Source organism: Mycobacterium triplex, assembly GCF_000689255.1.
GTDB lineage: Bacteria > Actinomycetota > Actinomycetes > Mycobacteriales > Mycobacteriaceae > Mycobacterium > Mycobacterium triplex.
In genome coordinates this window covers 3,959,732-3,982,379 of the sequence record NZ_HG964446.1, presented here as the reverse complement: position 1 = coordinate 3,982,379, position 22,648 = coordinate 3,959,732, and the positions used below count along the sequence as shown (strand labels likewise).

Genomic DNA, 22,648 nt, shown 5'->3' with positions numbered 1-22,648 from the left:
GCCCAGACATTATCGTGACGTTCAAGCAAACAAAGGACGGGCGCCCGTGGACCACATCGCAACAGCGGACGCGATCGCGGCCGCCGCCCATGCCGGCCAGGTCGACAAGGCCGGCCTGCCCTACATCGGACACGTCCGCCGCGTCGCCTCCTACGTCGACCCCGCCAACACCGACGCCGTCGTCGCGGCCCTGCTGCACGACGTCATCGAGGACACCGGCCTCACCGCGGCCGACCTGGCCGAGCACGGCATCCCGCAGCCGGCGATCGACGCGATCAAACTGCTCACCCGCCGCGACGACCAGCCGTCCGCCGATTACTACCGGCGCATCAGCGCGCACCCGACCGCCCGGGAAGTCAAGCTCGCGGACCTGGCCGACAACACCGATCCCGAACGGATGGCAAACCTGACCGAGTCCGACCGGGCACGGCTGACCCAGAAGTACGCGGGCGCCTACGCCGCGCTCGGCGCCGACTTCGACGACGGGGCCAGGCGCAGATCCCGTGCGGCACAGTGAAACCCGCCGGTTAGCCGTCGACGTGAAAGGCAGCCCATGCCAGATCTCAACGAACACACGATCACCGAAGCCGTACAGAAAACCTTCGACACCTCCACCGACGACCGGTTCAGGCAACTGCTCCAAAGCCTGGTTCAGCACCTGCACGACTTCGCCCGCGAGGTGCGGCTGACCGGCGACGAATGGTTCACCGCAATGGATTTCATCGAACGGCTCGGCAAAATCTCCAGCCCGACGCGCCAGGAGGTGGTGCTGGCCTCCGACATCCTCGGCCTGTCGATGCTGCTGGACACGATGAACGAGAGCCCCGGCGGCTCGGCCACCGCCTCGGCGCTGCTGGGCCCGTTCTACGTCGAGGGCCGACCGACCGCCCCCAACGGCGCCGACATCTCCAACGGCGTCGCGGGCACACCGATGTTCGTCACCGGCCGCGTCGTCGACGAACACGGCCGGCCGATCGCGAAAGCGCACGTCGACATCTGGCACAGCGACGGCGACGGCGCCTACGACGTCCAGCTGACCGAGCAACTGCACGGCGAGTTCGCGATGCGCGCGCTGCTCACCACCGACGCCGACGGCCGATTCTGGTGCCGCTCGATCACGCCGCGCTACTACCCGGTGCCCACCGACGGCCCATGTGGGGAGATCATGCGCGCCGCCAACCGATCCGTGATGCGCCCGCAGCACGTGCACTTCTGGTTCCAGGCCGACGGCTACCACCCGCTGATCACCCAGCTGTTCCTCGACGACGACCCCTACATCGGGCGCGACGCCGTCTTCGCCGACCGGGCGTCGCTGCAGGCCGACTTCGTGCGCCACGAGCCGGGCGTCGCGCCGGACGGAACCCAAGTCGACGAACCGTTCGTCACGCTGGACTGGACGTTCACCCTCGCGGCCGAGCGCCCATGACCCGCATCGCGCTCGCCGACCTCGACCGGCAGCCCGAACCGATCCGCGAGTGGGCGGCCCGGCGCGGCAACCTCAATGTCTTTGCTTTACTCGCCAACGCGCCCAACGTATTTCCCGGTTGGTCGCAAATGGTCGACGAGCTGTACGCCAGCCCGACCTTCAGCGCGCGCATGCGGGAAGTGGTCGTCGTAAGGGTCGCGCATCTGCAGGGCTCGGACTATGAGCTCGCCCAGCACGTACCGCTCGCACAAGCCGCCGGGCTCACCGAACACGAGCTCGACGCCCTGGCCACCGGAGACCTCGAAGGCTTCAGCGCCGACGAACGCGCGGCCCTCGACGTCGTCGACGAGTTGTGCACCACCCACCACCTGACCGACGACTCCTTCGCCGCCGCCCGGGCCGTCTTCGGCGACGCGGCGCTCACCGAATTGCTGATGCTCGTCAGCTGCTACTACGGGCTGGCCCTGGTGCTCAACGCCGCCGACCTGGAGATCGACGTTCCGGGCCCGAGCCGATGACCCGAATTCCGTACCGCCGCCCCGAGGACATGACCGACCGGGCCCGCGAATTGACCGAGGAGCGCGGCAATCTCAACGTCTACCGCACCCTGGCCAACGCCGAGAACGTCTACACCGGCTGGATGCTGGCCGGTCGCGACGCCCTGACCAGCCCGGTGCTGACCCGGCGACTGCGCGAACTGGTGACCCTGCGCACCGCCTATCTGATGGACAGCGCCTACGAGCTGGGCCAGCACCGCGACATCGCTCAGACGGCGGGGGTCGGCGTGGCCGAGATCGACGCCGTCACCTCCGAATCCGATTGGCAAACAAGCGATTTCAACGAGACCGAGCTTGCGGTTTTGCGGTTGACAACCGAGCTTGTCACCACCCGCGGCGTCGCCGCCCCGCTCGTCGAACAGGTGCAGCAGGCGCTGGGGCCGGAGGCCGCCGTGGAGATACTGCTGGTCATCGGCCGCTACGCCGGTCTGGCGCTGATGTTGAACGCGCTCGACGTCGACCTCGACGAAACCGCGCGGCTGCCGACGCTGCCAACTGAACGCCGGCGTTAATTTCGCACAAGTCTAACGATGCGGGCCCTATTGCCACTAACGTTGCACGACGTGGCCGCGCGTAAGCCCTCGACGCGCCTGTCAGCCGACGACTGGCTGCAGGCCGGCTATACATTGCTCGCCGAGGAGGGCGCACGCGCCCTCAAGATCGAACGGCTCTGCCAGCAGGTCGGCGCCACCCGGGGCAGCTTCTACTGGCACTTCGAGGACATGGACGGCTACCGGGCCGCGCTGGTCGAATCGTGGAAGACGTTCCGGGAGCAGGATCGACAATCGTTGAACGAGATCGACACGCTGCCGCCGCGAGAACGGTTGTCGGCCATGATGGTTTCGTTGGTGCGGCCGCAACACTGGATACTCGAACGCGCGATGCGGGAGTGGGCCCGCACCGACGAGGCCGCCGCCGCCAACATTCGCGACGCGGATCGGCGCCTGCTGCGTTCGGTCGCAAAGGCCTACGGCGACTGCGGATTCAGCCCCGAGGACGCCAAGCTGCGCGCGGAGCTGACGTTCGCGGCCGGAATCGGACTGCTCCACCTCACCGGCTCGGCCAGCCAGGCGCAAAAGCTGGCCAACCACGAGCGCTTCCTGGACATGATGCTGGGCGAATCGAAGTAATCACACCATCGCGATCGGCGATACCTTGGCGCCAATCGCTAACGCCCCGGCCAACTCCCGGCTCACGTCGTAGTCGAACACCACATGGCCCGCCGCGATGTCCACGTCGCGCTTGGCGCGCTGCAACGGGCTGGACAAGTTATGGGCACTGGCACCGGCGGCCTCCAGCAGATCGGCGATGATCGCCCGGGACTCGTGCACGGTGTACGCCGCGGCCAGCCGGGCGTTGGCCCGCACCGATCGCCGCACGCGTTCACCGCTGACCACGAGTTCGTCGATCTCGGCGGCGATCTCGGCGACCAGCGAACGCAGCGCGCGCAGCCGCACCGTGGCATCGGCGAGCCGGATCTGGGCGGCCGGCTGATCCTTTTGCGCCACACCGCTATACGCCAGCACGCGGTCGCCGAGCCGCTCGGCGAACAGCTCGGCCACCCGTTCGGCGGTACCGAGCACCGGCATCGACGCCACCAGCGCCAGCGCGGGCACCAGCGGCCACCGGTAGCTGGCCACCCCGTGCACCTGCGCGCCCGGGGCGGTGCCGCCATAGATGTCGGCCACGCCGGCGATGCGATGCGCGGGGACGAACACATCGGTGGCGATCAGATCGTGAGAGCCGGTGCCGCGCATGCCCGCGGTGTGCCACACGTCGTCGACCTCGACGTGGCCGGCGGGCAGCACCACCAGCGACGGGGTGATGGCGTCGTCGCGCTCGATCAGCGCGCCCACGATCACCCAGTCGGCATCCATCGCACCCGTCGCCCAGGACCATCGACCGCTCAGGCGCACGCCGCCGTCGGCCGGGGTGCCACGGCCGGTCGGAGCCAACGGAGCCGGCGCCAGCACCGGCCCCGAGGCGAACACTTCTTCCTGCAGCCGCGGGTCGAACAGCGACAGCAGCCAGTTGTGCAGCGCGTAGAACCCCAACGTCCACGCACTCGACGCGCAGCCGTGCGCCATCAACCGAATCGGTTCCAGCAGTTCGGGAAACGCTGCTTGCAGACCTCCGAACCTGGCCGGCAGCAGCAGCCTAAACAAGTCCGTCTGCCGGAATTCGCTGACCGTGGCCGCGGGCAGCCGGCGCAGCCGCTCGGCTTCCCCGGCGCGCTGCGCTAACCGCGCGACGAATTCGTCGGTGATGCCGTGCAGCGAGCGGCTCGCGACCGCGGACATGCGGTCACCGTAACATACTTTTTAGTACGTAAGGCTGGGTCAGTTGCCGAAGCCGCCGGTAGGCGGGTGCGGTGCCGGTCCGGGGGCGGGGCCGAGGTCCAGTCGGGCGGCGGCGAAGGCGGCGCCCTTGTCGATCATGGTGGCGTCGTCGGCGTAGGTGTCATGAGCGGCGAAGTTCATGCCGTCCGAGCAGACCGGGTCCTCGTTGGCGCAGACCTTCATGGTCTTGGCCTGGTAGGCCGGCCCGATGACCAGCTGCGGTTGGCCGAGGAAGTTCATGGCCCGCGTGTTCGGCGTTCCGAAGAGCACCACCGCGGCGACGTGGTCGGCGATCTCGGGTGCCAGCGGCTTGGGCACGGTCGCGGGATCGACCCCGGCGGGCACCGCCGCCGAGGTGACAAAGCCCATCACGGCCGCGCCCTGGGAGAACCCGCCGAGCACCATCTTGGTCGTGGGGCAGCTGGCGGCCATCGACTCGATATGAGCGCCGGCGTCCCGGATGCCGTCGAGCCCGGTGTCCCACTCGTTGCTGGCGGGGTAGTTGACCGCGTAGACGTCGATGGATTTTCCGGCCTCGCGCCCGCGCAGATTGTCGACGAAGGCCTGCCCGGTCGGGCCGATACCTTCCGGCTCGCCGGTGCCGCGGGCGAACACCACTTGCGCATCGGGGCACGGCTCGGCCGTTGCCGACGGCGTAGGGGAGACAAGGAAACTAGTGCCAAGACCGACGGCTGCTATTGCCGCGGGCTTGACGAATCGAATGACGTGACCGGCGATCATGCCGAAATATGTGCCCATCGGTGCCCATCCCAAACCTTTGAGTGCCAAGACCAGTTCACCACCGTTGCCAACGACCACAAAAGCGACACGCAGAAGTTTGGAGTGGTCTTGGTTGGCCCGCCATCCCCGGTCGATACCGAAGGCTTGCTGGCCGATCCCGACGTCGTGCCTTACAAATCAATCGGCTTGAACTCGAGAATACCGCGGGATTGTTACCATCGCGCGGTGAGCGATCCGCCCGCGCATCGCGAATTCGGCCGGCTGAAATCCGTTTCCAGACGCCAGGTCCTGAAACTTGCCGGGGTCACGCCCGCGCTGCTCGGTGTGACAACACTCGTTTCCCCGTGCGCATCGGCCGGCGTCGCCGGCTCATCCGTGTTTCTGGACGCGGGCCACAACGCGGTGAACGACGCCTCGATCAATCGGCAAGTCCCGAATGGCCGGGACGGCACCAAACCGTGCCAAACGTCGGGCGCCGCAGCCGACGACGGCTACCCGGAGCACGCGTTCAATTGGGCGGTCGTCGGCCTCATCGCTGATTCGCTGCGACAAATGGGCGTGAACACCACGCTTTCGCGCGACAACGACAGTTCGGTCGGGCCCTGCGTCGACGAGCGCGCCGCGCGGGCCAACGCGCTGCATCCCGACGCGATCGTCAGCATTCACGCCGACGGGGGACCCGCGTCCGGCAGCGGGTTTCACGTCAACTACTCCAGCCCGCCGCTCAACGACGTCCAGGCCGGCCCGGCCGTGCAGCTGGCGCACACGATGCGCGATGCCCTGGCCCAGGCGGGTTTTCACCCGTCGACCTACCTGGGGTCGGACGGCCTCTACGGGCGCGCCGACCTCGCCGGGTTGAACCTGGCCCAGTACCCGGCGGTGCTCGTCGAACTCGGCAACATGAAAAACGCGGGCGATGCGGCGCTGATGGAAAGCCCGGATGGGCGGGCGAAGTACGCCGCGGCCGTCACGCAGGGGATCGTCGTGTTTCTGAACGGCCGCTGAAACCTAGCCTGCGACAGACTCTTTGGGAAGATCCGTCGGCCACTGGGCCAGCGTGTCCAGATAGAGCTGACGGACCCCGGCGATGCGATCCGGCAGCGTCTCCAGCGTCCAGTCGTCGACCGGGATCGGCGCCAGCACGGCGACATCGACTGTGCCGGGGGTGATCTTGAGGGAGTTCTTCGCGGCGATGATCTCGGCGTTGCGGATCACGATCGGCACGATCGGAATGCCCGCGGCCATCGCGATCCGGAACGCCCCCTTCTTGAACGGCCCCACCCCAGTGTCGCTGTCACGCGAGGTGCCTTCCGGGGCGATCAGGATGGACAGGCCGTCCTTGGCGCGCTCCTCGACTTCGTGCAGGGTTTGCACCGCCGCGGCGGGGTCGTCGCGGTCGATGAAGACGCCGTCGTTCAGCTTGAGCAGCGTGCCGATGATCGGGTCGTTCGCGAGTTCCTTCTTCGCGATTTTGATCCAGTTGTCGCGCAGCAGTGCGGCGGCGATGAACGGGTCGACGCCGTTGCGGTGGTTGTAGAGGAACACCGCCGGGCGCCGCGCCGTCAGGTTCTCGGTGCCGATGACGCGATAGCGAATGCCGTTGGTGGCCAGCAGCAACTGGGGCCAGGTGGACCTGAAGAAGTTCAGCCCGCGGCGACGGCTGCGGGTCAGCAGGCCGACGCCGAGTGCGGCCGCGCCGACCGGAAGGGCCAAGCCGAAGCCGGCGACCAGGTTTGCGTTCCGGCGCAGGCGCACGCCGCGCGGCGTTTCCGGCAAACCCGTCGTCGTCATTCAAGCCTCCCTGGTTGGATCCCAATGGCACGCCGATTGTAAGGAGCTATTCAACGCGGCCGCATCCGCAGGGTCGTGGCGAAAAGTTATGGTAAACAGCAGGTTTGGCGATGGTAAACGCAGCGGGCGGTTACACCAGCAGCGCGGCCGTGGCCATGGCGATGAGCAGCAACGTGGCCACCCCGATGACGTACACGGGGCGACGAGGACTGATGCGCACCGGAAGCGGTCTGCGTTGCAGTGTGGCCTGGCGCCGGAACGCGATCACGTAGGTACCCATTGCCGCGAGCAGCGCCACACCCGCCGGGATCAACGGCATCCAGCCGCGGGCGCCGTGGATTTCCTTGATCGCCAGCAACACGCCGTTGGCCAGGAACGCGAACGACGTCCGGCTCCAGGCGAGGACCGTGCGTTCGGCCTGTAGCCCGCGGAACGGATCGCCGGCCGCCGTCGACTGGGTCAACCCGACACAACCTTCAGCACGACCAACCCCAGCGCGACCAGACCGACCAGGCACAGCCCCACGGCGAGGTAGACCGGCGAGGGATGCCGGGGCAGGGGATCGCCGCGGCGCATGGCGTGATCGGCCTGCTGCCAGCGCAGCAGCCCCATCCCGCTGGTCAGGATTGCCAGCACCACGAGGCCGAGGCCGAGCAGCCGGCGGGCGCCCGGCACCGTCATCTCCGGAACGAGTTGCACCAGGGCGACCGCCGCCGCGAGCAGTCCCAGCGCGGTGCGTTGCCACGCCAGGAATGTGCGCTCGTTGGCCATCGTGAACCGATAATCGGGCTCGGATTCCTGCCCGCTGTCGGCGTGACGCTCGGTGATGCTGGGGTCGGACACGACCTACCTCGCAGGGCAGATGGGAACAAGCTTTTCGTTACCGATGATTTTAACCAACCGCGCGGCCCGCCACCGCGGCTTCCGCTGGGCGGCTGCATGATGAAGGTTGTGGTTAGGGCGTTGTTGTTCGACGTGCAAGGCACCGCGACGGATTTCCATTCGACGGTCTGCAACGAGGCGCAGCGGATCAGCGCGGGGCGTCACCCGGATGCCGATTGGCCCGATCTGGTCCGGCGTTGGCGCGCGGGCTACTTCACCGCGTTGGCGGCCGCGCGCACTCGGCAGAGCGGATGGGTTTCGGTGCACTCGGTGTACCGCGCCGCGCTGGACCCTTTGCTCGACGAGTGCGGGATCACCGGATTCACGGAGGCCGAGCGCGAGGAGCTCACCCTGGCCTGGCAACGACTCGAGCCCTGGCCGGATGTGGCACCGGGGCTGTCCTGGCTGAAGAGCGACTTCATTTTGGCGACGCTGTCGAACGCCGACGTGTCCGCGGTCATCAACATCTCCAAACGCGCCCGACTGCCCTGGGATGCGATCTTCGCCGCCGAGATGGCCGGGGTGTTCAAGCCGGACCCGGCGATCTACCGGATGGCCGCGACCTACCTGGGTCTGGAGCCCGCCGAGATCATGATGGTGGCCAGCCACAAATACGACATCCGCGCGGCGGCGCAGCTCGGCTTTCGCACGGCGTTCATTGCGCGACCGCTGGAGTTCGGGGCCGACGGCGATGCCGATGTGGAGTATTCCGACGAGTTCGACATCAACGCGTCGGACTTCCTCGACCTTGCCGATCAGCTCGGCGTCTGGTGGCCGTCTTAACGCGCTTTAGCCCTCGGGGAAAGCGGGCGGCACGGTGTTGGTCAGGGTGGGGTCCGGCTTTTCCGCGGACATCGACAACAGCCCGCGCACGGCGCGGGCGGCCAGCAGCCAGTTCGACGGCTTCTTCATGTCCAGCCCGCCGAGGAGCTGTTTGATCATGGTCAACGTGTCGAAGTAAATGCGTTCGCAGACAAGGGTTTCGGTGTCGTCGAAGACGAAGTACGCGGTCATGCGGACCCGGAACCGGCTGCCGGTGGGCGGAACCTTGCCGAGGTAGCCCCGATGCGTGCCCATCAGCCAGAACTCGACGATCACCGCGTCGGCGCTGTGCCGCAGCGCGATGATCTCGTGGTCCTGATCGGGGAACGCGGTGCGCGTGTAGTTGTAGTAGCCGCGCACCGCGTCGTCTCCGTCGTGAACGACCAGCTGCGGGATCAGCTCGTAGTGCGGGTGCGGAAACGTCGCCAGCACGTCGTCCCAGTCCTGGCGGACCTCGTCGTGAAAGTGGTCGAGCACAAGTTTCTGGCGCGCGGCCAGCACCTCGGGGGCGGGAAACGCGGGGGCTGTCATCTGGCCAGCGTAAGCCCGGGATTTGGCGGGGAGCGCCGGGCTACTCGCGGATCGCCTCGATGGCCCACGCCGGCATCACCGGGGCCCGAGTTAGGCCGTGGTCGACCTGGCCCATGCTGCGCAACAACCACTGCACGCGCAGAATGCAACACCCCATCCGGACCATCGCGAAGATCTCGTACCACCTCAGGTCGACCAGCGGGCGCCCGATCAGCTCCTCGAACCGACGAACGATCCGTTCCTGGCTGTCGAAGCCGGGGAGTTCGGGGTCGGCGTCGATCCCGTTGACCTCCATGGTCTGTCGACGCGTGGCCAGCCACCAGGCGAAGTCGGTCTCCGCCGGGCACAGGCAGGCCTGTTCCCAGTCCAGCACGCCGACGATCTGGCCGACGTCGTCGAAGATGGCGTTGGACAGCCGAGCATCACCCCAGCAGATCGCGAGTTGCGGCTGCTCCGACGGCTGATGCCGGTATAGCCAGTCGAAGGCGTCGGTGATCAGTGCGGGCACCTGCCGGTCGGTGGCCCACTCGATGTAGTCGCGCCACCAGCCGAGCTCTCCGTCGTTGCCCACACCTTGCGGGCGCTCGAGCCAGGGCGCCTCGTCGATCGGAACCCGTTGCAGCGCAACGAGTGTGTCGAGAAACGAATCGTGTACTCGGCGCTGCACATCGACGCCGGCCCCGTGCAGCCAGCCCTTCGACGCGTACGACGTGTCCGACGGGGTGTGTCCGACGATGCGGGGCATCACCAGAAAGCTCGACCCCAGCCACGAGGTGTCGGCTTCGTAGTAAATGGGGGAGGGAGTCGCGATCCCGTGGTGGTTCAGCAGCTGCTGGGTTCGGGTCTGACCGGCCAGGTCGTATTCGGCGTAGATGCCGCCACCGGTCGGCGGGATGCGCACGACGAACTCCCTTGCGTCGTCGACGCTGAACAACAGGCTTACGCTCGACCACCCCGCTGCCCGGTTGGCTGGGCGCATTTCGCCGATGGCGACGGCATTGCCGAACTTGTGCTCGAACCACCGGCCGAGTTGTAGACGAGTGGTGGCCAAGTCGCGTTGGCCCAGAGACAGTCCAGCCATGGACAAACATTTACATATGGATTATCAAATGTAAACACAGCATCTCTTACATCTACGATGTCACATGTCAACCCAAAGGAGATCCCGATGGCCATAGACGTTCCGCTGACGTTCGGGGACATCGCTGACACCAGGCGGCCGCTGGCCATCGCCGTCCACGGTTTTCCGGACACTCCGCACACCTGGCGGCACCTCGGTCCGGTGCTCGCCGACCGCGGTTACCGAGTGGCGGCCCCCTGGCTGCCCGCCTATGACGCACCGGCGAGCGGGCCGGTCAGTGTCGGCACGTATGTGCGGCAGATCCGCGCCGTGCGCAAGGCGTTAAAGGCTGACGACCGAGCAATATTGATCGGCCATGATTGGGGCGCGCACGCTTCGTACGGACTGGTGGCTACCGATCCGACCGCCTTTAGCCGGCTGGTGACATTGGCGGTGCCGCCATCGGCGGCGCTGGCGGAGTCGATGTTCAGCTATCCCCAGCTCAAGCGGTCGTTCTACATCTGGCTCATCCAGCTGGTGGGACTGGCCGAGACGCTGGTACTCGCGCCGGGGTTCTGGGAGTCGTTATGGGCGGATTGGTCGCCGGGATACGATGCCCACCAAGATATTTCGTGGCTACGCGAACACGTCACCGCCGAGAACATCGCCGGGGTGATCGGTCCCTACCGCGCCACATTCAACCCCGAGTTCGCCGACCCCCAAGCGGAAACGGAAGCCGCCGCCACGCTGGTCCCGCCCTCGATCCCCACCCTGTATCTGCACGGCACCAATGACGGCGGGCTGGGCGCGGAGGTCGTCGCAGGCGCGGCCGAGTACCTACCGGCGCCCGGATCGTCATTCCAAATGATCGACGGTGTCGGCCATTTCCTGCATCTCGAGCAGCCCGACTTGATCGCCGAACGGATCTGCAGTTGGCTGGACGCTAAGCCGTCGCAGACCGCGACGCCTGGCGCCGTGGACTGATCCCGGCGGCATAGCGCAGCTCGGCGAGAAATCGTTCCCGGTCGTCATCGCCAACCAGGTAGTGGCATACCGCAACTCGCACCACCGTCGCCGCGGCCAGATCGGCGTTGTCGCCGTCGATGAGCCGCTCGATGCGCCCGTGCAGGATCGGCATCACCCGCTTCATCTGGAACAGCACATGCTCGGGCTCGGTGTCGACCAGGAATCCCAGCGAATAGGTGCGCTGGAAGTCGACCACGAATTGTAAAGCCGCATCTAGTCTTTCCACACCGCGCAGGCCCGCCATCGCCGAGGAAATGCCGGCATCGAAATTGTCCTGCTCGTAGAGGCCGAACGCGTCGAGCAACGCCTCCTTGGAGGGGAAGTAGCGGTACAGCGTCGGCCGCGACACCTTGGCTTCGGCGGCCACCTCCGAGAGCAGCAACTTCTTGCGCCCACTGCGGGCGAGCACCACGAACGTGGCGGCCAGGATGCGGCGCCGGGTCGACTGCTCGGCGCTGGGCGGTACGCGGGTGGCCACCCCGAGTACTTTACATCTTGAGGTCTAAATGTCACACTGCGAATCGTTACATCCGGACCTTGAACGTCAACCCGAGGCAGTCACCGATGACAGACCTGGTCGTCCGCAAGATGGCTTTCCAGTTCGACGCGACGGTGCCGTTTCTGTGGCAACCGGCCAATCCGCAATTCGGGATCTTCTGCAACGCCTTCACTTTCATCGCGGTGCCGTTCGAGAAGTACATCATCGCCGCGCTGCGCCAAGCGCAGGACCGGCTCAGCACCGACCCCGAGGTGGCTGAAGAGGCCGAGGCCTTCCTGCGGCAGGAGGCCCAGCACGCGGCGGCGCACCGCAAGCACATGATCGCGCTGATCGAGCAGTACCCGGGCCTCGAGCAGTGCTACGACGAAACGGTGGAGTCCTACAACAACCTGATCGAAACGCATCCGGTCGAGTTTCACGCCGCCTACATCGCTAACCTCGAGGCCACGTTCACGCCGATGTTCAAGGTGATCCTCGACCATCGGGGCTCGCTGTTCGGTGGTGGCGACCCGCGGGTGGCGTCGCTGATGATGTGGCATTTCGTCGAGGAGATCGAGCATCGCAGCTCGGGGTTGAAGCTCTACCGCCATCTGATGCCGGATCCCTGGTACCGCGTCAAACACGTGCGCCAGACGTTCCGGCACGTCGGCGAGATTGCCGCCACGATCGCCAAGGCCATCGACGAACACGTTCCGCTGCCCGAGCGGGGCGGCTGCGCGCAGGACGTGATGGAGTCCGCGCTGCGCAGCGAACTCCGGTACCGGATCGGCAAACGTTCTGGTTCGCGGCCCGCCTTACACGCCGTCCCGTCTTCGGATCTGCTCCGGATGGTGTGGAGGCTGGCGCTGTCGCAGTTGCCTCACCACGATCCGGCCGACCAGCCGCTGCCCGCCTGGGCGGAAACCTGGATGCGCGAATACGACCGCGGTACCGATATGACGACCTTCGTTCCGAAAGGCTGAACGCTTGTGCTGTCCACCAACTACGGCGGTTTGGTCCCCGAGGACGAGCTGCTCACGCATCAGATCGTCGACACCTTCGCGACGGTGAGCCAGTCGGATCCGTCGTGGACGGAGAAAATCTGGTCGACGGCCCACGCGCGTGACAACTCGCTTCAGGTCGTGCTCGGCATCGGAAAGTACACCAACAGAGGCGTTTTCGACGGTGCGGCCGGCGTGTGCCGGGGGACCGAGCAGTGGACGGTGCGGGGTGGTCGGCGGCTGTCGTCCGATCCGTCGGGCACCGACGTCGGGCCCATCCACTACAGCGTCGTCGAACCGCTGAAGGCGATCCGGATCCGGCTCGACAAGACCGAACACGCCCCGATCGCGTTCGACGTCGAGATGCGGGGCAGCTTTCCGGCGGCGTTGGAGGATCCGTGGCCTGACCGCAGTCCCGACGGCTACCGGGTCACTCATAATGTGTTGCGCTACCACCAGATTGGTGTGGCATCGGGTTGGGTCGAACTCGACGGCGAGCGCACCGAAATAAGGCCCGACGAATGGATTTCGATCCGTGACCACTCGTGGGGCCTGCGCCCCGGGGTGGGCAAACCCATCCCGGGGCTGCCCCGCGGTGGTCGCCGTATCGACCAGATGTTCATGACGTGGTGTCCGATGACGATGACGCGGCCCGACGGATCGGCCTACTCGCTGTTCGTGTTCTTGCAGCAGGAGAAGGGTGACGGATTCGAATCGACGCGCTACCAAGCCGAGCAGCAGAACGGCGACGGAACTGCCTTCCGCTTCGCCGCCGTCGACCAGGATCTGCATTTCGAAGACGCCAATCGCCGCCTTACCCATGGAACGATCACCCTCACCGAAAGTGACGGAAGGAAGCGGCCTTTGGCGATCACCGCTGCCGGGCCGACGGGATTTCATCTCGGCACCGCCGGTTACTACGGCTGGAACGACTGGGTTTACGGGCAGTGGGTCGGCGACTTGAAGGTGGAGGGATACCACACACCGAACTGCGACCATCCCGAAACCGCCCGCAAGGTGCACCAGTTGCGGGACCTGCTGGTGCGCGTCGAGGATCCCGTCGGCGGCGGGGTTGGGCTGGGCAACGCGGAGACATTCGCGTTCGGTGCGATTCCCGAACTTGGCCTCAGCGCGGAGAATTCGTTCCTGTAAGGACACAACCGGGCAAGGGCGACCCTAATGGCTCGGCGAAGTCCAGGACACCGGCAGGGTCTTGATGCCGTGAATGAATTGCGACAGCAGTCGCGACGGCTTGCCGGTGACGGTGATGTCGGGGATTTCGCGGCGCAGTTCGTCGAAGACGACCCGGATCTCGCGTCGAGCCAGGTTGGCGCCCAGGCAGAAATGTGCGCCGCCGCCGCCGAAACCCAGATGCGGGTTGGGATTACGGGCGACGTCGAAAGCCCACGGATTGTCGAACCGTGCTTCGTCGCGGTTGGCCGAGTTGTAGTACAGCGCAACCTTGTCACCGGCCGCCATCTTGACGCCGCTCAACTCGAAGTCCCGGGTCAGGGTGCGGCGCATGTAGATCACCGGAGACGCCCACCGCACGATCTCCTCGACCGCGGTGGGGGTCAGCTCGTCGAAGTTGGACCACCACTTTTCGCGTTCCTCGGGGAAGCAGGACAACGCCAGCACCCCGTGGCTGATCGCGTTGCGCGTGGTTTCGTTGCCGGCCACCACCAGCAGGATGAAAAACGACGCGATCTCCTGTGAGGTGAGCCGATCGCCGTCGACCTCGGCTTCGACCAGGGCGGTGGTCAAATCGTCGTGATGGTTGGACCGGCGGTCCTCGGCCAGCGCGGTGGCATAGGCGCCGATGTCCATCGAAACCTGCATGAACTCTTCGAAATCGGTGGTCAGGTCCGGGTCGCCGAACCCGAGAATCACGTTGGTCCAGTGGAAGACTCGCTGATGGTCCTCCTCGGGAATGCCCATCATGTCGCAGATGACCTGCAGCGGCAGCGGTCCGGCGAGCTCGGTGACCAGGTCGGCCCCGCCGTCGGGATGGTTGGCGCTCAGCGAGGTCACCAGCCGATGCGCCCGCTCGCGCACCGAAGCCTCGATGCGGGCAACCACTTTCGGGGTGAACGCCCTGCTGACGATCGATCGCAGCCGCTGGTGCCGCGGGTCGTCGAGCACGATCATCGAGCCGAAATACTCAGCCAATTCCGGGGTTTGGTCGTTGACCGTGATGCCGCCGGCGGAGCTGAAGATGTCGGGATGACGGCTGGCGAAGTGCACGTCGTCCAGCTTGGTCAGCGCCCAATACCCGGCGCCGGACTCGAACCCCTCCATCTCGATCGCGGGCCAGAACGAGATCGGGGCTTCCCGGCGCAAGGTGGCGAAGGCGGCGTCGCGAACGTCGTCGTTGCGCACCCAGAAATCGAGGGACTGCAGCTGGACTTCGGCGAGTGGGAGCTCGGGCGGCGGTGTCCCGTTCGGTCGCGTCGCGATACCGAGGCTCATCAGTGCGTACAGACCGTTCGCGCCGGAGTGCCCGTCGTCGCCGTCGCGGCGCTGACCACGTTGCCGTCCATCAGGATCTTGCAGGAGATGGGACCCGGCCCCTGGGCGCTGATCGTGAACACCTGCCCGCCGAACGCGGTGAACTCCGTCGACCAGGGCAGCGGCGCGTTCACCTGGTGCAGCTGCCCGGTGTCGGTTTGGTAGTAGATGAATTGGGCGACCGCGGGGCCGTTGACCTCGTAGCGGACCTGGGGCATCTGGGGTATGGCGTGGGCGACGCCGCAGGCATTCGCGAACCCGAAACCGATAGCCAGCAACATCGACGGTGCGGCGAGGTGCGTTCTCATGAATTGCATCGTGTCACCTAGCGGGACGGGGTGCTAGAGGTCACAGTGTGCGCGCTTAGTGTGAAGCGAAGCGGGGGCCGGCGAACGGAAGGTTGGGTATGTCGATTAGCGGCTCGAAGCGTGTGGTGGTCTATGGCACGGGCTTCGTGGGCAGGATGGTGATCCCCGAGATCGTCAAGCACCCGCTGTTTGAGTTGGTGGGCGTCGGCGTCAGCAATCCGGACAAGGTCGGCCGCGACGTCGGCGACATCTGCGGGATGCCGGAGAAGGTGGGCGTGGTCGCCACCGACGACGTCGACGCGCTGATCGCGCTGAAGCCCGACGCCCTGGTGCACTACGGCCCGACGGCGATGCACGCCAAGGAGAACATCAAGCTGATCACCGCCTTCCTGCGGGCCGGCATCGACGTGTGTTCGACGGCGATGACGCCGTGGGTGTGGCCGACGATGCACCTGAACCCGCCGAACTGGATCGAGCCCATCACCGAAGCGTGCGAGCTGGGCCAGTCGTCCTGCTTCACCACCGGCATCGACCCCGGATTCGCCAACGACATGTTCCCGATGACGCTGATGGGCCTGTGCTCCGAGGTGCGGCGGGTCCGGGCCTCCGAGCTGCTCGACTACACCAACTACGAGGGCGACTACGAGTTCGAGATGGGCATCGGGCGCGAACCCGAATTCAAGCCGATGCTCGAAGACCGCGACATGCTGGTCTTCGCCTGGGGCGCGACGGTGCCGATGATCGCCCACGCCGCCGGGATCATGCTCGACGAGATCACCACGACCTGGGACAAGTGGGTCACGCCGACCGAACGCAACTCCGCCCGGGGCGTCATCAAGCCCGGGCACGTCGCCGCCGTCCGGTTCACGATCAACGGCGTCTACAAGGGTGAGACCCGCATTCAGCTCGAGCACGTCAACCGCATCGGGCTCGACGCCGCCCCCGACTGGCCGACGGGACATGACAACGACGTCTACCGGGTCGATATCGAGGGGACCCCGAGCATCTTCCAGGAGACGGCGTTCCGGTTCACCGACGGCTCCGGCCGCGACGCGGCCGCGGCCGGGTGCCTGGCCACCGGCCTGCGGGCGCTGAACGCCGTGCCGGCGGTCAACGAATTGCGGCCGGGCTGGGTCACTCCGCTGGATCTTCCGCTGATCGCAGGCGCCGGCAACATACGGTGACCAGCGGTTATACTGAGCCCGATCGGTTATACAGCTCACGCATAGCTAACGCAGAGATTGGCTATATGTGTAACCGTCAAAATCGGGGATAGGCGGATGCGGGGGGCATACCGCTCAATAACGGGGATTGGGGCCATGGCAGACGGAGCTAAGCCCGCGCTGGGGCTCTCGATCGGCGCCACCAACTTCGCCGCGGTCACCGCGGAGCAGGCCGTCACTCGCAAGCCCGTGATGACGCTGTTTCGCGAGCGTTTGCCCGAGATCGGGGTGCCGGGGGAGAACCCGCGGCTGGACCAGCCGGGCCTGGTGATCACCGACTTCGTGGATCGCGTCGGCGACCCGATCGGCATCGTGGCCGCCGACGGCTCCGTGCACCGCGGCGAGGTCCTGGCCGCCGACGGGTTGCGTGCCCTGGCCTACGCCGCGACCAAAGGCGCCGGCCTACCGGACAACGTCGCGGTGACCCACCCCGCGCATTGGGGATCGAGCGCGGTCGACGCGCTGGGTTCCGCGCTGAGCCGGGTGCCCGAGTGGGCGAACCGCGACCAGCCGCTGACGTTGATCCCGGATGCCGCCGCGGCGCTGTTCGGGGCGCGGGCCAACCCCGGCATCCCCGCGCGCGGCACCGTGGCGGTGTGCGACTTCGGTGGCAGCGGCAGCAGCATCACGCTGATGGACGCCGCGGGCGACTACCAACCCCTGGCCCCGACCGTGCGTCACCTCGACTTGTCCGGCGACCTGATCGACCAGGCGCTGCTGACGGCCGTGCTGGCCAACCTGCCCAGCGCCGACTCCTTCGATCCGTCCGGCACCTCGGCGATCGGACCGCTGAGCCGGCTGCGCACCGGATGCCGAAACGCCAAGGAGCAGCTCTCGTCGAGCACGGTCGCCACCCTGGCCGAGGGTCTGCCGGGGATACCCGGCGAAATCCGGTTCACCCGAAACGAACTCGACGACGCCATCCGCACGTCCCTGACCGGATTTGTGGCTGTGCTGGACGAAACGTTGGCGCGCAACGGGATTCGAGATCTGGTCGCGGTAGTGTCGGTCGGCGGAGGCGCGAACATCCCGGCGGTCACCACGATGCTCTCCGGCCACCTGCTTGTCCCGGTGGTGACGACGCCGCGTCCGCACCTGGCACCGGCCATCGGCGCGGCGTTGCGTGCGACGCGTCGGCCGGGCGAAACCAGCGCGACGTTGCTGACCCCGTCCGTATCCCGCGCGACGGCGGCCGCCGTGGCGGCGGCAGCACCGGTGGCGGTTGAAGAGCGCCCGTCCGTGCTGACCCACGCCTCGGAGCCGGTTTCGAGCCTGATGCCCGCGCTGGCGTGGTCGCAGGCCGGCGACGAATCGCGCGTGATGCCCGTCGCCGGCGCGAATCATGGTGGTGGATCAGGCTATACGTCGGCGCGCCCGGCGTTGAATTTCCGGCAGCCCGTGCAGCCGCGCCGGGAGAAAAAGACTCGGGTCGTTCCCTGGTCGCGGGTGCCGGGCTTGGTGATCATCGGCACGGCCGTCGCGGTGCTGCTGGTCGGCATCGCCCTGGCGATGGCGCTGTCCGACGACAAGCCGGCGCCGGTCATCAAGACGCCCCCGGTTTCCGCGCCGCCCGCCACCGGCGCACCCGCCCAACCCGCACCGCCGAGCCAGGCGCCCGGCACGGGTCAGGCCGCACCCGAGCCGGCCGCGCCGCCGCCGAGTGCTGAGGCTCCGGCTCCCGCCGAGGTCGACGCACCCCCGCCCGCGGCGGTGGATACGCCGGTCCCCGCGGCGCCCCCGGCGCCGGTCGAGGCTCCGCCGGTCCCGCCGATACCTCCGATACCGGCGGGACCACCCCACGTGCCGCCGATCCCGGCGATTCCGCCTATTCCGCGCATCCCCGGAATCAGCTTGCCAATTCCCGGATTTGGTCAATAAGGGTTATCCGGGCCGGCGCTTTTCGCCCTTGTTTTCCTCGGCCGCCAGTTTCTTGAGTTTGACGTTGAGGGCCTTGTCTTTCTCGATTTGGTCCTGATCGGTGTCGTCGTTGGACCCGTCGCTGTTCTTGGGGTTGCCGTCCTCGTCCAGCCAATCGTTGACCGCGGTGCCCGACACCGCTCCACCGGAACCCGGCAGCACCAGGGTCGGCCGGTCCTCGTAGGCCACCATCATGTCGGCGGCTCTTTGTTTCTGGTCCTCGTCCGGCTCCGGCTTTTCCGTTGCCTGCCGGTCGCCTTCGTCACCAGCTGTCTTGTCGTCCTGCACGCTCATGTACTTCCCCCTTTTGAGTTGCAGTCCGATTTCGGTTACCCGTAGCCGCACTGTGTCGAAACTCTCGTTTTGCCTGACCAGCGGTCACGCGCGGCTGCTCTTGGGCAGGTGTGCCGGTGGCGCGACGAAAAGCTTTGTGCCAGTTGTCAGTTGGTTGCCGGGTAGCTGACGCCGGTGAGCTGCTCGGAAATCTCCCAGAGCCGTCGGCAGTCGTCGTCGTTGCGGGCCCGCGCGGGGGTGTTGGCCACCTTTACGCCGCCGCCGGCGAGCTCCATGAAGCCACGCGGTCCGTAGAACTCGCCGCCCTCGGCCTGCGGCGTGGCCGCCGCGTACAGGGCGGGCAGGATGCCGTCGTCGATCTCCTGCCACAGGAACGGCGTGAAACGCCACGACGCCTTGTACAAGCGCTCCATCAGCGCCGGCTTTTCGCGACCGTACGACGGTCCGCTGATCTGCAGGTTCGTCTTGGTCAGACCGGGGTGGGCGGCGTTGGAGACGATGCCCCAGCCGCCGGCGCGGCTGCGCCTGTCCAGCTCGCGGGCAAACATCAGCACCGCGATCTTCGATTGGCCGTAGGCCGACATCGCCGCGTAGGACTTTTCGAACTGCAGGTCGTCGAAGTGGATCTTGCCGCTCTGGCTGGCCGCGAGGCTGCTCAGCGACACGACGCGGGCCCGCTGCGCGGCGCGCAACAGCGGCAGCACATGCCCGGTCAGCGCGAAGTGCCCGAGATGGTTACTGCCGAACTGCAATTCGAAGCCGTCGGCGGTGGTGTCGCGTTCCGGCGGCGTCATCACCCCGGCATTGTTGATCAGAATGTCGATCGGGCGGCCCTCGGCGTTGAGTTGCTCGCCCAGCGCGGCGACCGACGCCAGCGACGACAGGTCGAGGGATTTGATGGTCAGCTTCGCGTCGGGCACGCTGCGGCGGATCTCTTCGATCGCCGCCTCGCCCTTGGCCTGATTGCGGATCGCCATTATCACCTCGGCGCCCGCCGCGGAGAGCCGTCTGGCCAGCCCGAAGCCCAGGCCGCTGTTGGCTCCGGTGATGACGACCAGCTTCCCGGACAGGTCAGGCACGGTTGCGACGAGATCGTTGGACATGGGTATCAGTGTGCTCTTTCGGTGGCCCCAGGTCACTAGCGGTGACACACTCCGGGGATGTGGAGCAAACTGCCCGCCAGGATTTCCTTCGCCTCAGCCGTCGTCGTGACGATCATGTCGCTGGTAGGCATCGTCGTCGCCATCGTGCTCAACGTGTTTTTCCTGGACGAGTACAACGCGTACGGCGAGATACCGATCCCGGGATCGGCCAGCCTGCATCTGCCCCAGGGCGAAGTCACCGTCAGCCTGCACACCGTCGTGATCGGCAGCCCCAATGGCGGCTTGCCGGTGCCGCCGCTCGGCATCACGATCAACCCGCCCGATGGGACCGCACAGCCGTCGATGACCGAAAGTATCGGCAGCACAACAATCGTCAACAATGACGCACACGTGCGGGTGTGGGTGGCGCAGATTCCCGCCGACGGTACCTACAACATCACGACCGACGGCCAGGTCAACGGATACATCCAGCCGAGGCTGGCCTTCGGCCACTCCAGCTCGTACGGATTCCTGATCTGGCTGTTCGTCGGCACATTCGTGACGGGCCTGGCCGCCTCGATTGCGGCCTGGCGGTGGTTGCGGGGCACGCGGCGCCGGGCGGCGGCGGCCTACGTGCAGGCGGCCTCACCGGTTATTAGTGTGGCGACACCGCAGCAGCCCCACGAGCCCACCGACGAGGCCGTCCGCCTGGAGAGGCTCAAAACGCTGGCGGCGCTGCGGGATTCCGGAGCATTGACCGAAGAGGAGTTCCAGACCGAAAAGCGGCGGATCCTGGACGGGCACTAGTAGTTGGTTGCCGGTTTTGTCGCGAGCGTAACGCCACGGCGAATTTGGTGGCCGAATTTCACCGTGGCGTTACGCTCGCGGATCGCTCGCGGGCCCAGCTCGCGGATCGCTCGCGGGCCCAGCTCGCGGAACGCTCGCGGATCAGTGACCGCGGGCCACCCACTCCTCGTAGTGCACGATCTCGTCGCCGATGGTGGTGCTGTCGCCGTGGCCGGTGTGTACGACGGTCTCGCCGGGCAGCTTGCCGAGTCGCTGCGAGATCGAGTGCAGAATCGTCGGGAAGTCGGAGTAGGAACGCCCGGTCGCGCCGGGACCGCCGGCGAACAAGGTGTCGCCGCTGAATACGACGCCCAGGTCGTGCACGTACCAGCACACCGAGCCGGGGGAGTGGCCGGGGGTGTGCAGCGCGGTGAGCTCAGTGCCGGCGATGTCCAACTTGTGCCCATCGGACACGGTGTGAAAGTCCTTGTCCGGGTGGGTCATTCGCCACAGCACCTCGTCGGCGGGATGCAGCAGGATCGGCGCGTCGAGGGTCTGGCTGAGTTCGGGTGCCACCGTGATGTGGTCGTTGTGGCCGTGCGTGCAGATCACCGCCACCACGTGGCGGCCCTCCACCGCCTCGACGATCGGCGCCGCTTCGTGAGCGGCGTCGAACACCACGACATTGGAGTTGTCGCCGATCAGCCAGATGTTGTTGTCGACTTCCCAACTGCCGCCGTCGAGTTCGAACGTTCCGTGGGTGACGACCCGCTCGATGTCGACCATCTACAACATCACCACCGAGCGCAGTACTTTGCCGCCGTGCATCTTGTCGAACGCCTCCTCGATGTCGGTCAGCCCGATGCGTTCCGAGACGAACTTCTCCAGCGGGAGCCGGCCCTGCAGATACAGGTCGATCAGGGTGGGGAAGTCACGTTCGGGCAGGCAGTCGCCGTACCACGACGACTTCAGCGATCCGCCGCGGGAGAAGAAGTCGACCAGCGGCATATCCAGCTTCATGTCGGGTGTCGGCACGCCCACCAACACTACGGTGCCGGCCAGGTCGCGGGCGTAGAAGGCCTGCTTCCAGGTCTCGGGCCGGCCGACCGCGTCGATGATCACGTCGACGCCGAAGCCGTCGGTGAGGTCCTGGATCGTTTTGATGACGTCGAATTCGCGGGCGTTGACGGTGTGCGTGGCGCCGAACTTGCGCGCCCAGTCCAGCTTGGTGTTGTCGGTGTCCACGGCGATGATCGTCTTCGCGCCGACCAGCGCGGCACCGGCGATCGCGGCGTCGCCCACCCCGCCGCAGCCGATCACCGCGACGGTGTCGTCCCGGGTGACCGCGCCGGTGTTGATCGCGGCGCCGATCCCGGCCATCACGCCGCAGCCCAGCAACCCGGCGACCGCCGGGTCGGCCTCGGGATTGACCTTGGTGCACTGCCCGGCGGCCACCAACGTCTTGTCGGCGAACGCCCCGATGCCGAGCGCGGGTGTGAGCTCGGTGCCGTCGGTCAACGTCATCTTCTGGGTGGCGTTGAACGTGTCGAAGCACAGCTGTGGCTTGCCGCGCTTGCAGGCCCGGCACTGGCCGCACACCGCGCGCCAGTTCAGGATCACGAAGTCGCCCGGCGCCACCGACGTCACGCCCGGCCCGACGGCCTCGACCGTGCCCGCGGCCTCGTGGCCGAGCAGGAATGGATACTCGTCGTTGATGCCGCCCTCACGGTAAGTCAGGTCGGTGTGGCACACCCCGCAGGCGATGACATCGACCAGGGCCTCGCCGGGCCCGGGATCCGGGACGACGATGTCCACCAACTCCACGGGCTGGCCCTTCTTGCGTGAAATCACTCCTCGCACTGTCTGACTCATGGGC

At 66.8% G+C, this 22,648-nt stretch carries 26 protein-coding genes and 1 pseudogene; 13 read left to right on the top strand and 14 right to left on the bottom strand.

The features are described from left to right. Positions 1-46 precede the first annotated feature (46 nt). Genes BN973_RS18540 through BN973_RS18520 form a run of 5 tightly spaced genes read left to right on the top strand, consistent with a single transcriptional unit; the run spans position 47 to position 3,113 of the window. A complete protein-coding gene (locus BN973_RS18540; protein WP_036470013.1) occupies positions 47-517 on the top strand; it encodes an HD domain-containing protein in 471 nt (156 codons plus the stop codon). A gap of 36 nt (positions 518-553) precedes the next feature. Continuing rightward, complete coding sequence (locus BN973_RS18535; RefSeq protein ID WP_036470011.1) at positions 554-1,426, top strand: dioxygenase family protein; 873 nt, start codon at positions 554-556, stop codon at positions 1,424-1,426. Further along, a complete protein-coding gene (locus BN973_RS18530) occupies positions 1,423-1,944 on the top strand; it encodes a carboxymuconolactone decarboxylase family protein (protein ID WP_036470009.1) in 522 nt (173 codons plus the stop codon). Before BN973_RS18535 ends, BN973_RS18530 begins: the two co-directional genes overlap by 4 nt. Then, entirely contained in the window at positions 1,941-2,495 is a 555-nt protein-coding gene (locus BN973_RS18525; RefSeq protein WP_036470007.1) for a carboxymuconolactone decarboxylase family protein, read from the top strand. Before BN973_RS18530 ends, BN973_RS18525 begins: the two co-directional genes overlap by 4 nt. Before the next feature lie 18 nt (positions 2,496-2,513). Continuing rightward, positions 2,514-3,113, top strand: coding sequence for a TetR/AcrR family transcriptional regulator (locus tag BN973_RS18520; protein WP_051641338.1), 600 nt, complete (start codon positions 2,514-2,516; stop codon positions 3,111-3,113). On the opposite strand, the gene BN973_RS18515 is transcribed toward BN973_RS18520, so the two are convergent. Together BN973_RS18515 and BN973_RS18510 are read right to left on the bottom strand one after the other, a co-directional pair. Beyond that, positions 3,114-4,283, bottom strand: a complete 1,170-nt coding sequence (locus BN973_RS18515; RefSeq protein WP_036470001.1) for an acyl-CoA dehydrogenase family protein — start codon at positions 4,281-4,283, stop codon at positions 3,114-3,116. 39 nt (positions 4,284-4,322) lie between these two features. Next, entirely contained in the window at positions 4,323-5,081 is a 759-nt protein-coding gene (locus tag BN973_RS18510; protein ID WP_036472675.1) for a cutinase family protein, read from the bottom strand. 207 nt (positions 5,082-5,288) lie between these two features. Here BN973_RS18510 and BN973_RS18505 point away from each other — a divergent pair, with 207 nt between their 5' ends. Beyond that, complete coding sequence (locus BN973_RS18505) at positions 5,289-6,068, top strand: Rv3717 family N-acetylmuramoyl-L-alanine amidase (protein WP_051641616.1); 780 nt, start codon at positions 5,289-5,291, stop codon at positions 6,066-6,068. Between the two features lie 30 nt (positions 6,069-6,098). On the opposite strand, the pseudogene BN973_RS18500 reads toward BN973_RS18505, so the two are convergent. The 3 genes and pseudogenes from BN973_RS18500 to BN973_RS18490 all read right to left on the bottom strand — a co-directional run. Next, positions 6,099-6,821 (bottom strand): annotated as a pseudogene (locus BN973_RS18500) (lysophospholipid acyltransferase family protein); the annotation flags it as partial. 163 nt (positions 6,822-6,984) lie between these two features. Next, entirely contained in the window at positions 6,985-7,317 is a 333-nt protein-coding gene (locus tag BN973_RS18495) for a DUF202 domain-containing protein (protein ID WP_036469998.1), read from the bottom strand. Beyond that, positions 7,314-7,625, bottom strand: coding sequence for a YidH family protein (locus tag BN973_RS18490; RefSeq protein ID WP_139830127.1), 312 nt, complete (start codon positions 7,623-7,625; stop codon positions 7,314-7,316). The genes BN973_RS18495 and BN973_RS18490 overlap by 4 nt, the downstream gene beginning before the upstream one ends. Positions 7,626-7,796: 171 nt before the next feature. Here BN973_RS18490 and BN973_RS18485 point away from each other — a divergent pair, with 171 nt between their 5' ends. Then, positions 7,797-8,519 carry a haloacid dehalogenase type II gene (locus tag BN973_RS18485; RefSeq protein WP_169718182.1) on the top strand — a complete coding sequence of 241 codons (723 nt, stop codon included), beginning with the start codon at positions 7,797-7,799 and terminating at the stop codon, positions 8,517-8,519. Between the two features lie 6 nt (positions 8,520-8,525). On the opposite strand, the gene BN973_RS18480 is transcribed toward BN973_RS18485, so the two are convergent. Both BN973_RS18480 and BN973_RS18475 read right to left on the bottom strand, forming a co-directional pair. Beyond that, positions 8,526-9,089, bottom strand: a complete 564-nt coding sequence (locus tag BN973_RS18480; protein WP_036469991.1) for an ester cyclase — start codon at positions 9,087-9,089, stop codon at positions 8,526-8,528. A gap of 40 nt (positions 9,090-9,129) precedes the next feature. Beyond that, positions 9,130-10,170, bottom strand: coding sequence for a phosphotransferase family protein (locus BN973_RS18475; RefSeq protein WP_036469989.1), 1,041 nt, complete (start codon positions 10,168-10,170; stop codon positions 9,130-9,132). A gap of 87 nt (positions 10,171-10,257) precedes the next feature. Here BN973_RS18475 and BN973_RS18470 point away from each other — a divergent pair, with 87 nt between their 5' ends. Beyond that, positions 10,258-11,133, top strand: a complete 876-nt coding sequence (locus BN973_RS18470; protein WP_036472671.1) for an alpha/beta fold hydrolase — start codon at positions 10,258-10,260, stop codon at positions 11,131-11,133. Here the strand turns inward: BN973_RS18470 and BN973_RS18465 are convergent. After that, a complete protein-coding gene (locus BN973_RS18465) occupies positions 11,093-11,653 on the bottom strand; it encodes a TetR/AcrR family transcriptional regulator (RefSeq protein ID WP_036469987.1) in 561 nt (186 codons plus the stop codon). The genes BN973_RS18470 and BN973_RS18465 overlap by 41 nt on opposite strands. Before the next feature lie 86 nt (positions 11,654-11,739). On the opposite strand from BN973_RS18465, the gene BN973_RS18460 reads away from it, so the two are divergent. Both BN973_RS18460 and BN973_RS18455 read left to right on the top strand, forming a co-directional pair. Further along, positions 11,740-12,636, top strand: coding sequence for a metal-dependent hydrolase (locus tag BN973_RS18460; RefSeq protein ID WP_036469985.1), 897 nt, complete (start codon positions 11,740-11,742; stop codon positions 12,634-12,636). A 6-nt stretch (positions 12,637-12,642) separates the two neighbouring features. Further along, the gene (locus BN973_RS18455; protein ID WP_036469984.1) at positions 12,643-13,806 is read left to right on the top strand and encodes a hypothetical protein; all 1,164 of its coding nucleotides are present in this window, start codon (positions 12,643-12,645) and stop codon (positions 13,804-13,806) included. Positions 13,807-13,830: 24 nt separating this feature from the next. Here the strand turns inward: BN973_RS18455 and BN973_RS18450 are convergent, their stop codons facing one another. Then, positions 13,831-15,123 carry a cytochrome P450 gene (locus BN973_RS18450; RefSeq protein ID WP_036469982.1) on the bottom strand — a complete coding sequence of 431 codons (1,293 nt, stop codon included), beginning with the start codon at positions 15,121-15,123 and terminating at the stop codon, positions 13,831-13,833. Continuing rightward, positions 15,123-15,470, bottom strand: a complete 348-nt coding sequence (locus BN973_RS18445) for an MmpS family transport accessory protein (protein ID WP_198048948.1) — start codon at positions 15,468-15,470, stop codon at positions 15,123-15,125. The genes BN973_RS18450 and BN973_RS18445 overlap by 1 nt, the downstream gene beginning before the upstream one ends. A 98-nt stretch (positions 15,471-15,568) precedes the next feature. On the opposite strand from BN973_RS18445, the gene BN973_RS18440 reads away from it, so the two are divergent. Then, complete coding sequence (locus tag BN973_RS18440; RefSeq protein ID WP_036469978.1) at positions 15,569-16,654, top strand: NAD(P)H-dependent amine dehydrogenase family protein; 1,086 nt, start codon at positions 15,569-15,571, stop codon at positions 16,652-16,654. Between the two features lie 135 nt (positions 16,655-16,789). Further along, positions 16,790-18,571 carry an Hsp70 family protein gene (locus BN973_RS18435; RefSeq protein WP_036469976.1) on the top strand — a complete coding sequence of 594 codons (1,782 nt, stop codon included), beginning with the start codon at positions 16,790-16,792 and terminating at the stop codon, positions 18,569-18,571. Positions 18,572-18,574: 3 nt separating this feature from the next. On the opposite strand, the gene BN973_RS18430 is transcribed toward BN973_RS18435, so the two are convergent. Together BN973_RS18430 and BN973_RS18425 are read right to left on the bottom strand one after the other, a co-directional pair. Continuing rightward, on the bottom strand, positions 18,575-18,904 hold the full coding sequence (locus tag BN973_RS18430; RefSeq protein ID WP_036469973.1) for a hypothetical protein: 330 nt from the start codon (positions 18,902-18,904) through the stop codon (positions 18,575-18,577). A 146-nt stretch (positions 18,905-19,050) separates the two neighbouring features. Further along, complete coding sequence (locus BN973_RS18425; protein WP_036469971.1) at positions 19,051-20,007, bottom strand: SDR family oxidoreductase; 957 nt, start codon at positions 20,005-20,007, stop codon at positions 19,051-19,053. A gap of 114 nt (positions 20,008-20,121) precedes the next feature. Between BN973_RS18425 and BN973_RS18420 the strand changes: the two genes are divergently transcribed. After that, on the top strand, positions 20,122-20,793 hold the full coding sequence (locus tag BN973_RS18420; RefSeq protein ID WP_407067553.1) for an SHOCT domain-containing protein: 672 nt from the start codon (positions 20,122-20,124) through the stop codon (positions 20,791-20,793). Between the two features lie 141 nt (positions 20,794-20,934). Here the strand turns inward: BN973_RS18420 and BN973_RS18415 are convergent, their stop codons facing one another. Both BN973_RS18415 and BN973_RS18410 read right to left on the bottom strand, forming a co-directional pair. After that, positions 20,935-21,558 (bottom strand): MBL fold metallo-hydrolase, encoded by a 624-nt coding sequence (locus BN973_RS18415; protein ID WP_036469967.1) that lies wholly within the window; start codon positions 21,556-21,558, stop codon positions 20,935-20,937. Continuing rightward, positions 21,559-22,644: an S-(hydroxymethyl)mycothiol dehydrogenase gene (locus BN973_RS18410; RefSeq protein WP_036469965.1), complete on the bottom strand. Its 1,086-nt coding sequence runs from the start codon at positions 22,642-22,644 to the stop codon at positions 21,559-21,561. It lies immediately after the preceding gene. Between the last annotated feature and the right edge of the window lie 4 nt (positions 22,645-22,648).

Coding starts and splice junctions, on each gene's coding strand:
- BN973_RS18535 (WP_036470011.1), top strand. CDS start 554: ATGCCAGATCTCAACGAACACACGATCACCGAAGCCGTACAGAAAACC.
- BN973_RS18530 (WP_036470009.1), top strand. CDS start 1,423: ATGACCCGCATCGCGCTCGCCGACCTCGACCGGCAGCCCGAACCGATC.
- BN973_RS18525 (WP_036470007.1), top strand. CDS start 1,941: ATGACCCGAATTCCGTACCGCCGCCCCGAGGACATGACCGACCGGGCC.
- BN973_RS18520 (WP_051641338.1), top strand. CDS start 2,514: ATGCGGGCCCTATTGCCACTAACGTTGCACGACGTGGCCGCGCGTAAG.
- BN973_RS18515 (WP_036470001.1), bottom strand. CDS start 4,283: ATGTCCGCGGTCGCGAGCCGCTCGCTGCACGGCATCACCGACGAATTC.
- BN973_RS18510 (WP_036472675.1), bottom strand. CDS start 5,081: ATGGGCACATATTTCGGCATGATCGCCGGTCACGTCATTCGATTCGTC.
- BN973_RS18490 (WP_139830127.1), bottom strand. CDS start 7,625: ATGGCCAACGAGCGCACATTCCTGGCGTGGCAACGCACCGCGCTGGGA.
- BN973_RS18485 (WP_169718182.1), top strand. CDS start 7,797: ATGAAGGTTGTGGTTAGGGCGTTGTTGTTCGACGTGCAAGGCACCGCG.
- BN973_RS18480 (WP_036469991.1), bottom strand. CDS start 9,089: ATGACAGCCCCCGCGTTTCCCGCCCCCGAGGTGCTGGCCGCGCGCCAG.
- BN973_RS18475 (WP_036469989.1), bottom strand. CDS start 10,170: ATGGCTGGACTGTCTCTGGGCCAACGCGACTTGGCCACCACTCGTCTA.
- BN973_RS18470 (WP_036472671.1), top strand. CDS start 10,258: ATGGCCATAGACGTTCCGCTGACGTTCGGGGACATCGCTGACACCAGG.
- BN973_RS18460 (WP_036469985.1), top strand. CDS start 11,740: ATGACAGACCTGGTCGTCCGCAAGATGGCTTTCCAGTTCGACGCGACG.
- BN973_RS18450 (WP_036469982.1), bottom strand. CDS start 15,123: ATGAGCCTCGGTATCGCGACGCGACCGAACGGGACACCGCCGCCCGAG.
- BN973_RS18445 (WP_198048948.1), bottom strand. CDS start 15,470: ATGAGAACGCACCTCGCCGCACCGTCGATGTTGCTGGCTATCGGTTTC.
- BN973_RS18440 (WP_036469978.1), top strand. CDS start 15,569: ATGTCGATTAGCGGCTCGAAGCGTGTGGTGGTCTATGGCACGGGCTTC.
- BN973_RS18435 (WP_036469976.1), top strand. CDS start 16,790: ATGGCAGACGGAGCTAAGCCCGCGCTGGGGCTCTCGATCGGCGCCACC.
- BN973_RS18430 (WP_036469973.1), bottom strand. CDS start 18,904: ATGAGCGTGCAGGACGACAAGACAGCTGGTGACGAAGGCGACCGGCAG.
- BN973_RS18425 (WP_036469971.1), bottom strand. CDS start 20,007: ATGTCCAACGATCTCGTCGCAACCGTGCCTGACCTGTCCGGGAAGCTG.
- BN973_RS18420 (WP_407067553.1), top strand. CDS start 20,122: ATGTCGCTGGTAGGCATCGTCGTCGCCATCGTGCTCAACGTGTTTTTC.
- BN973_RS18415 (WP_036469967.1), bottom strand. CDS start 21,558: ATGGTCGACATCGAGCGGGTCGTCACCCACGGAACGTTCGAACTCGAC.
- BN973_RS18410 (WP_036469965.1), bottom strand. CDS start 22,644: ATGAGTCAGACAGTGCGAGGAGTGATTTCACGCAAGAAGGGCCAGCCC.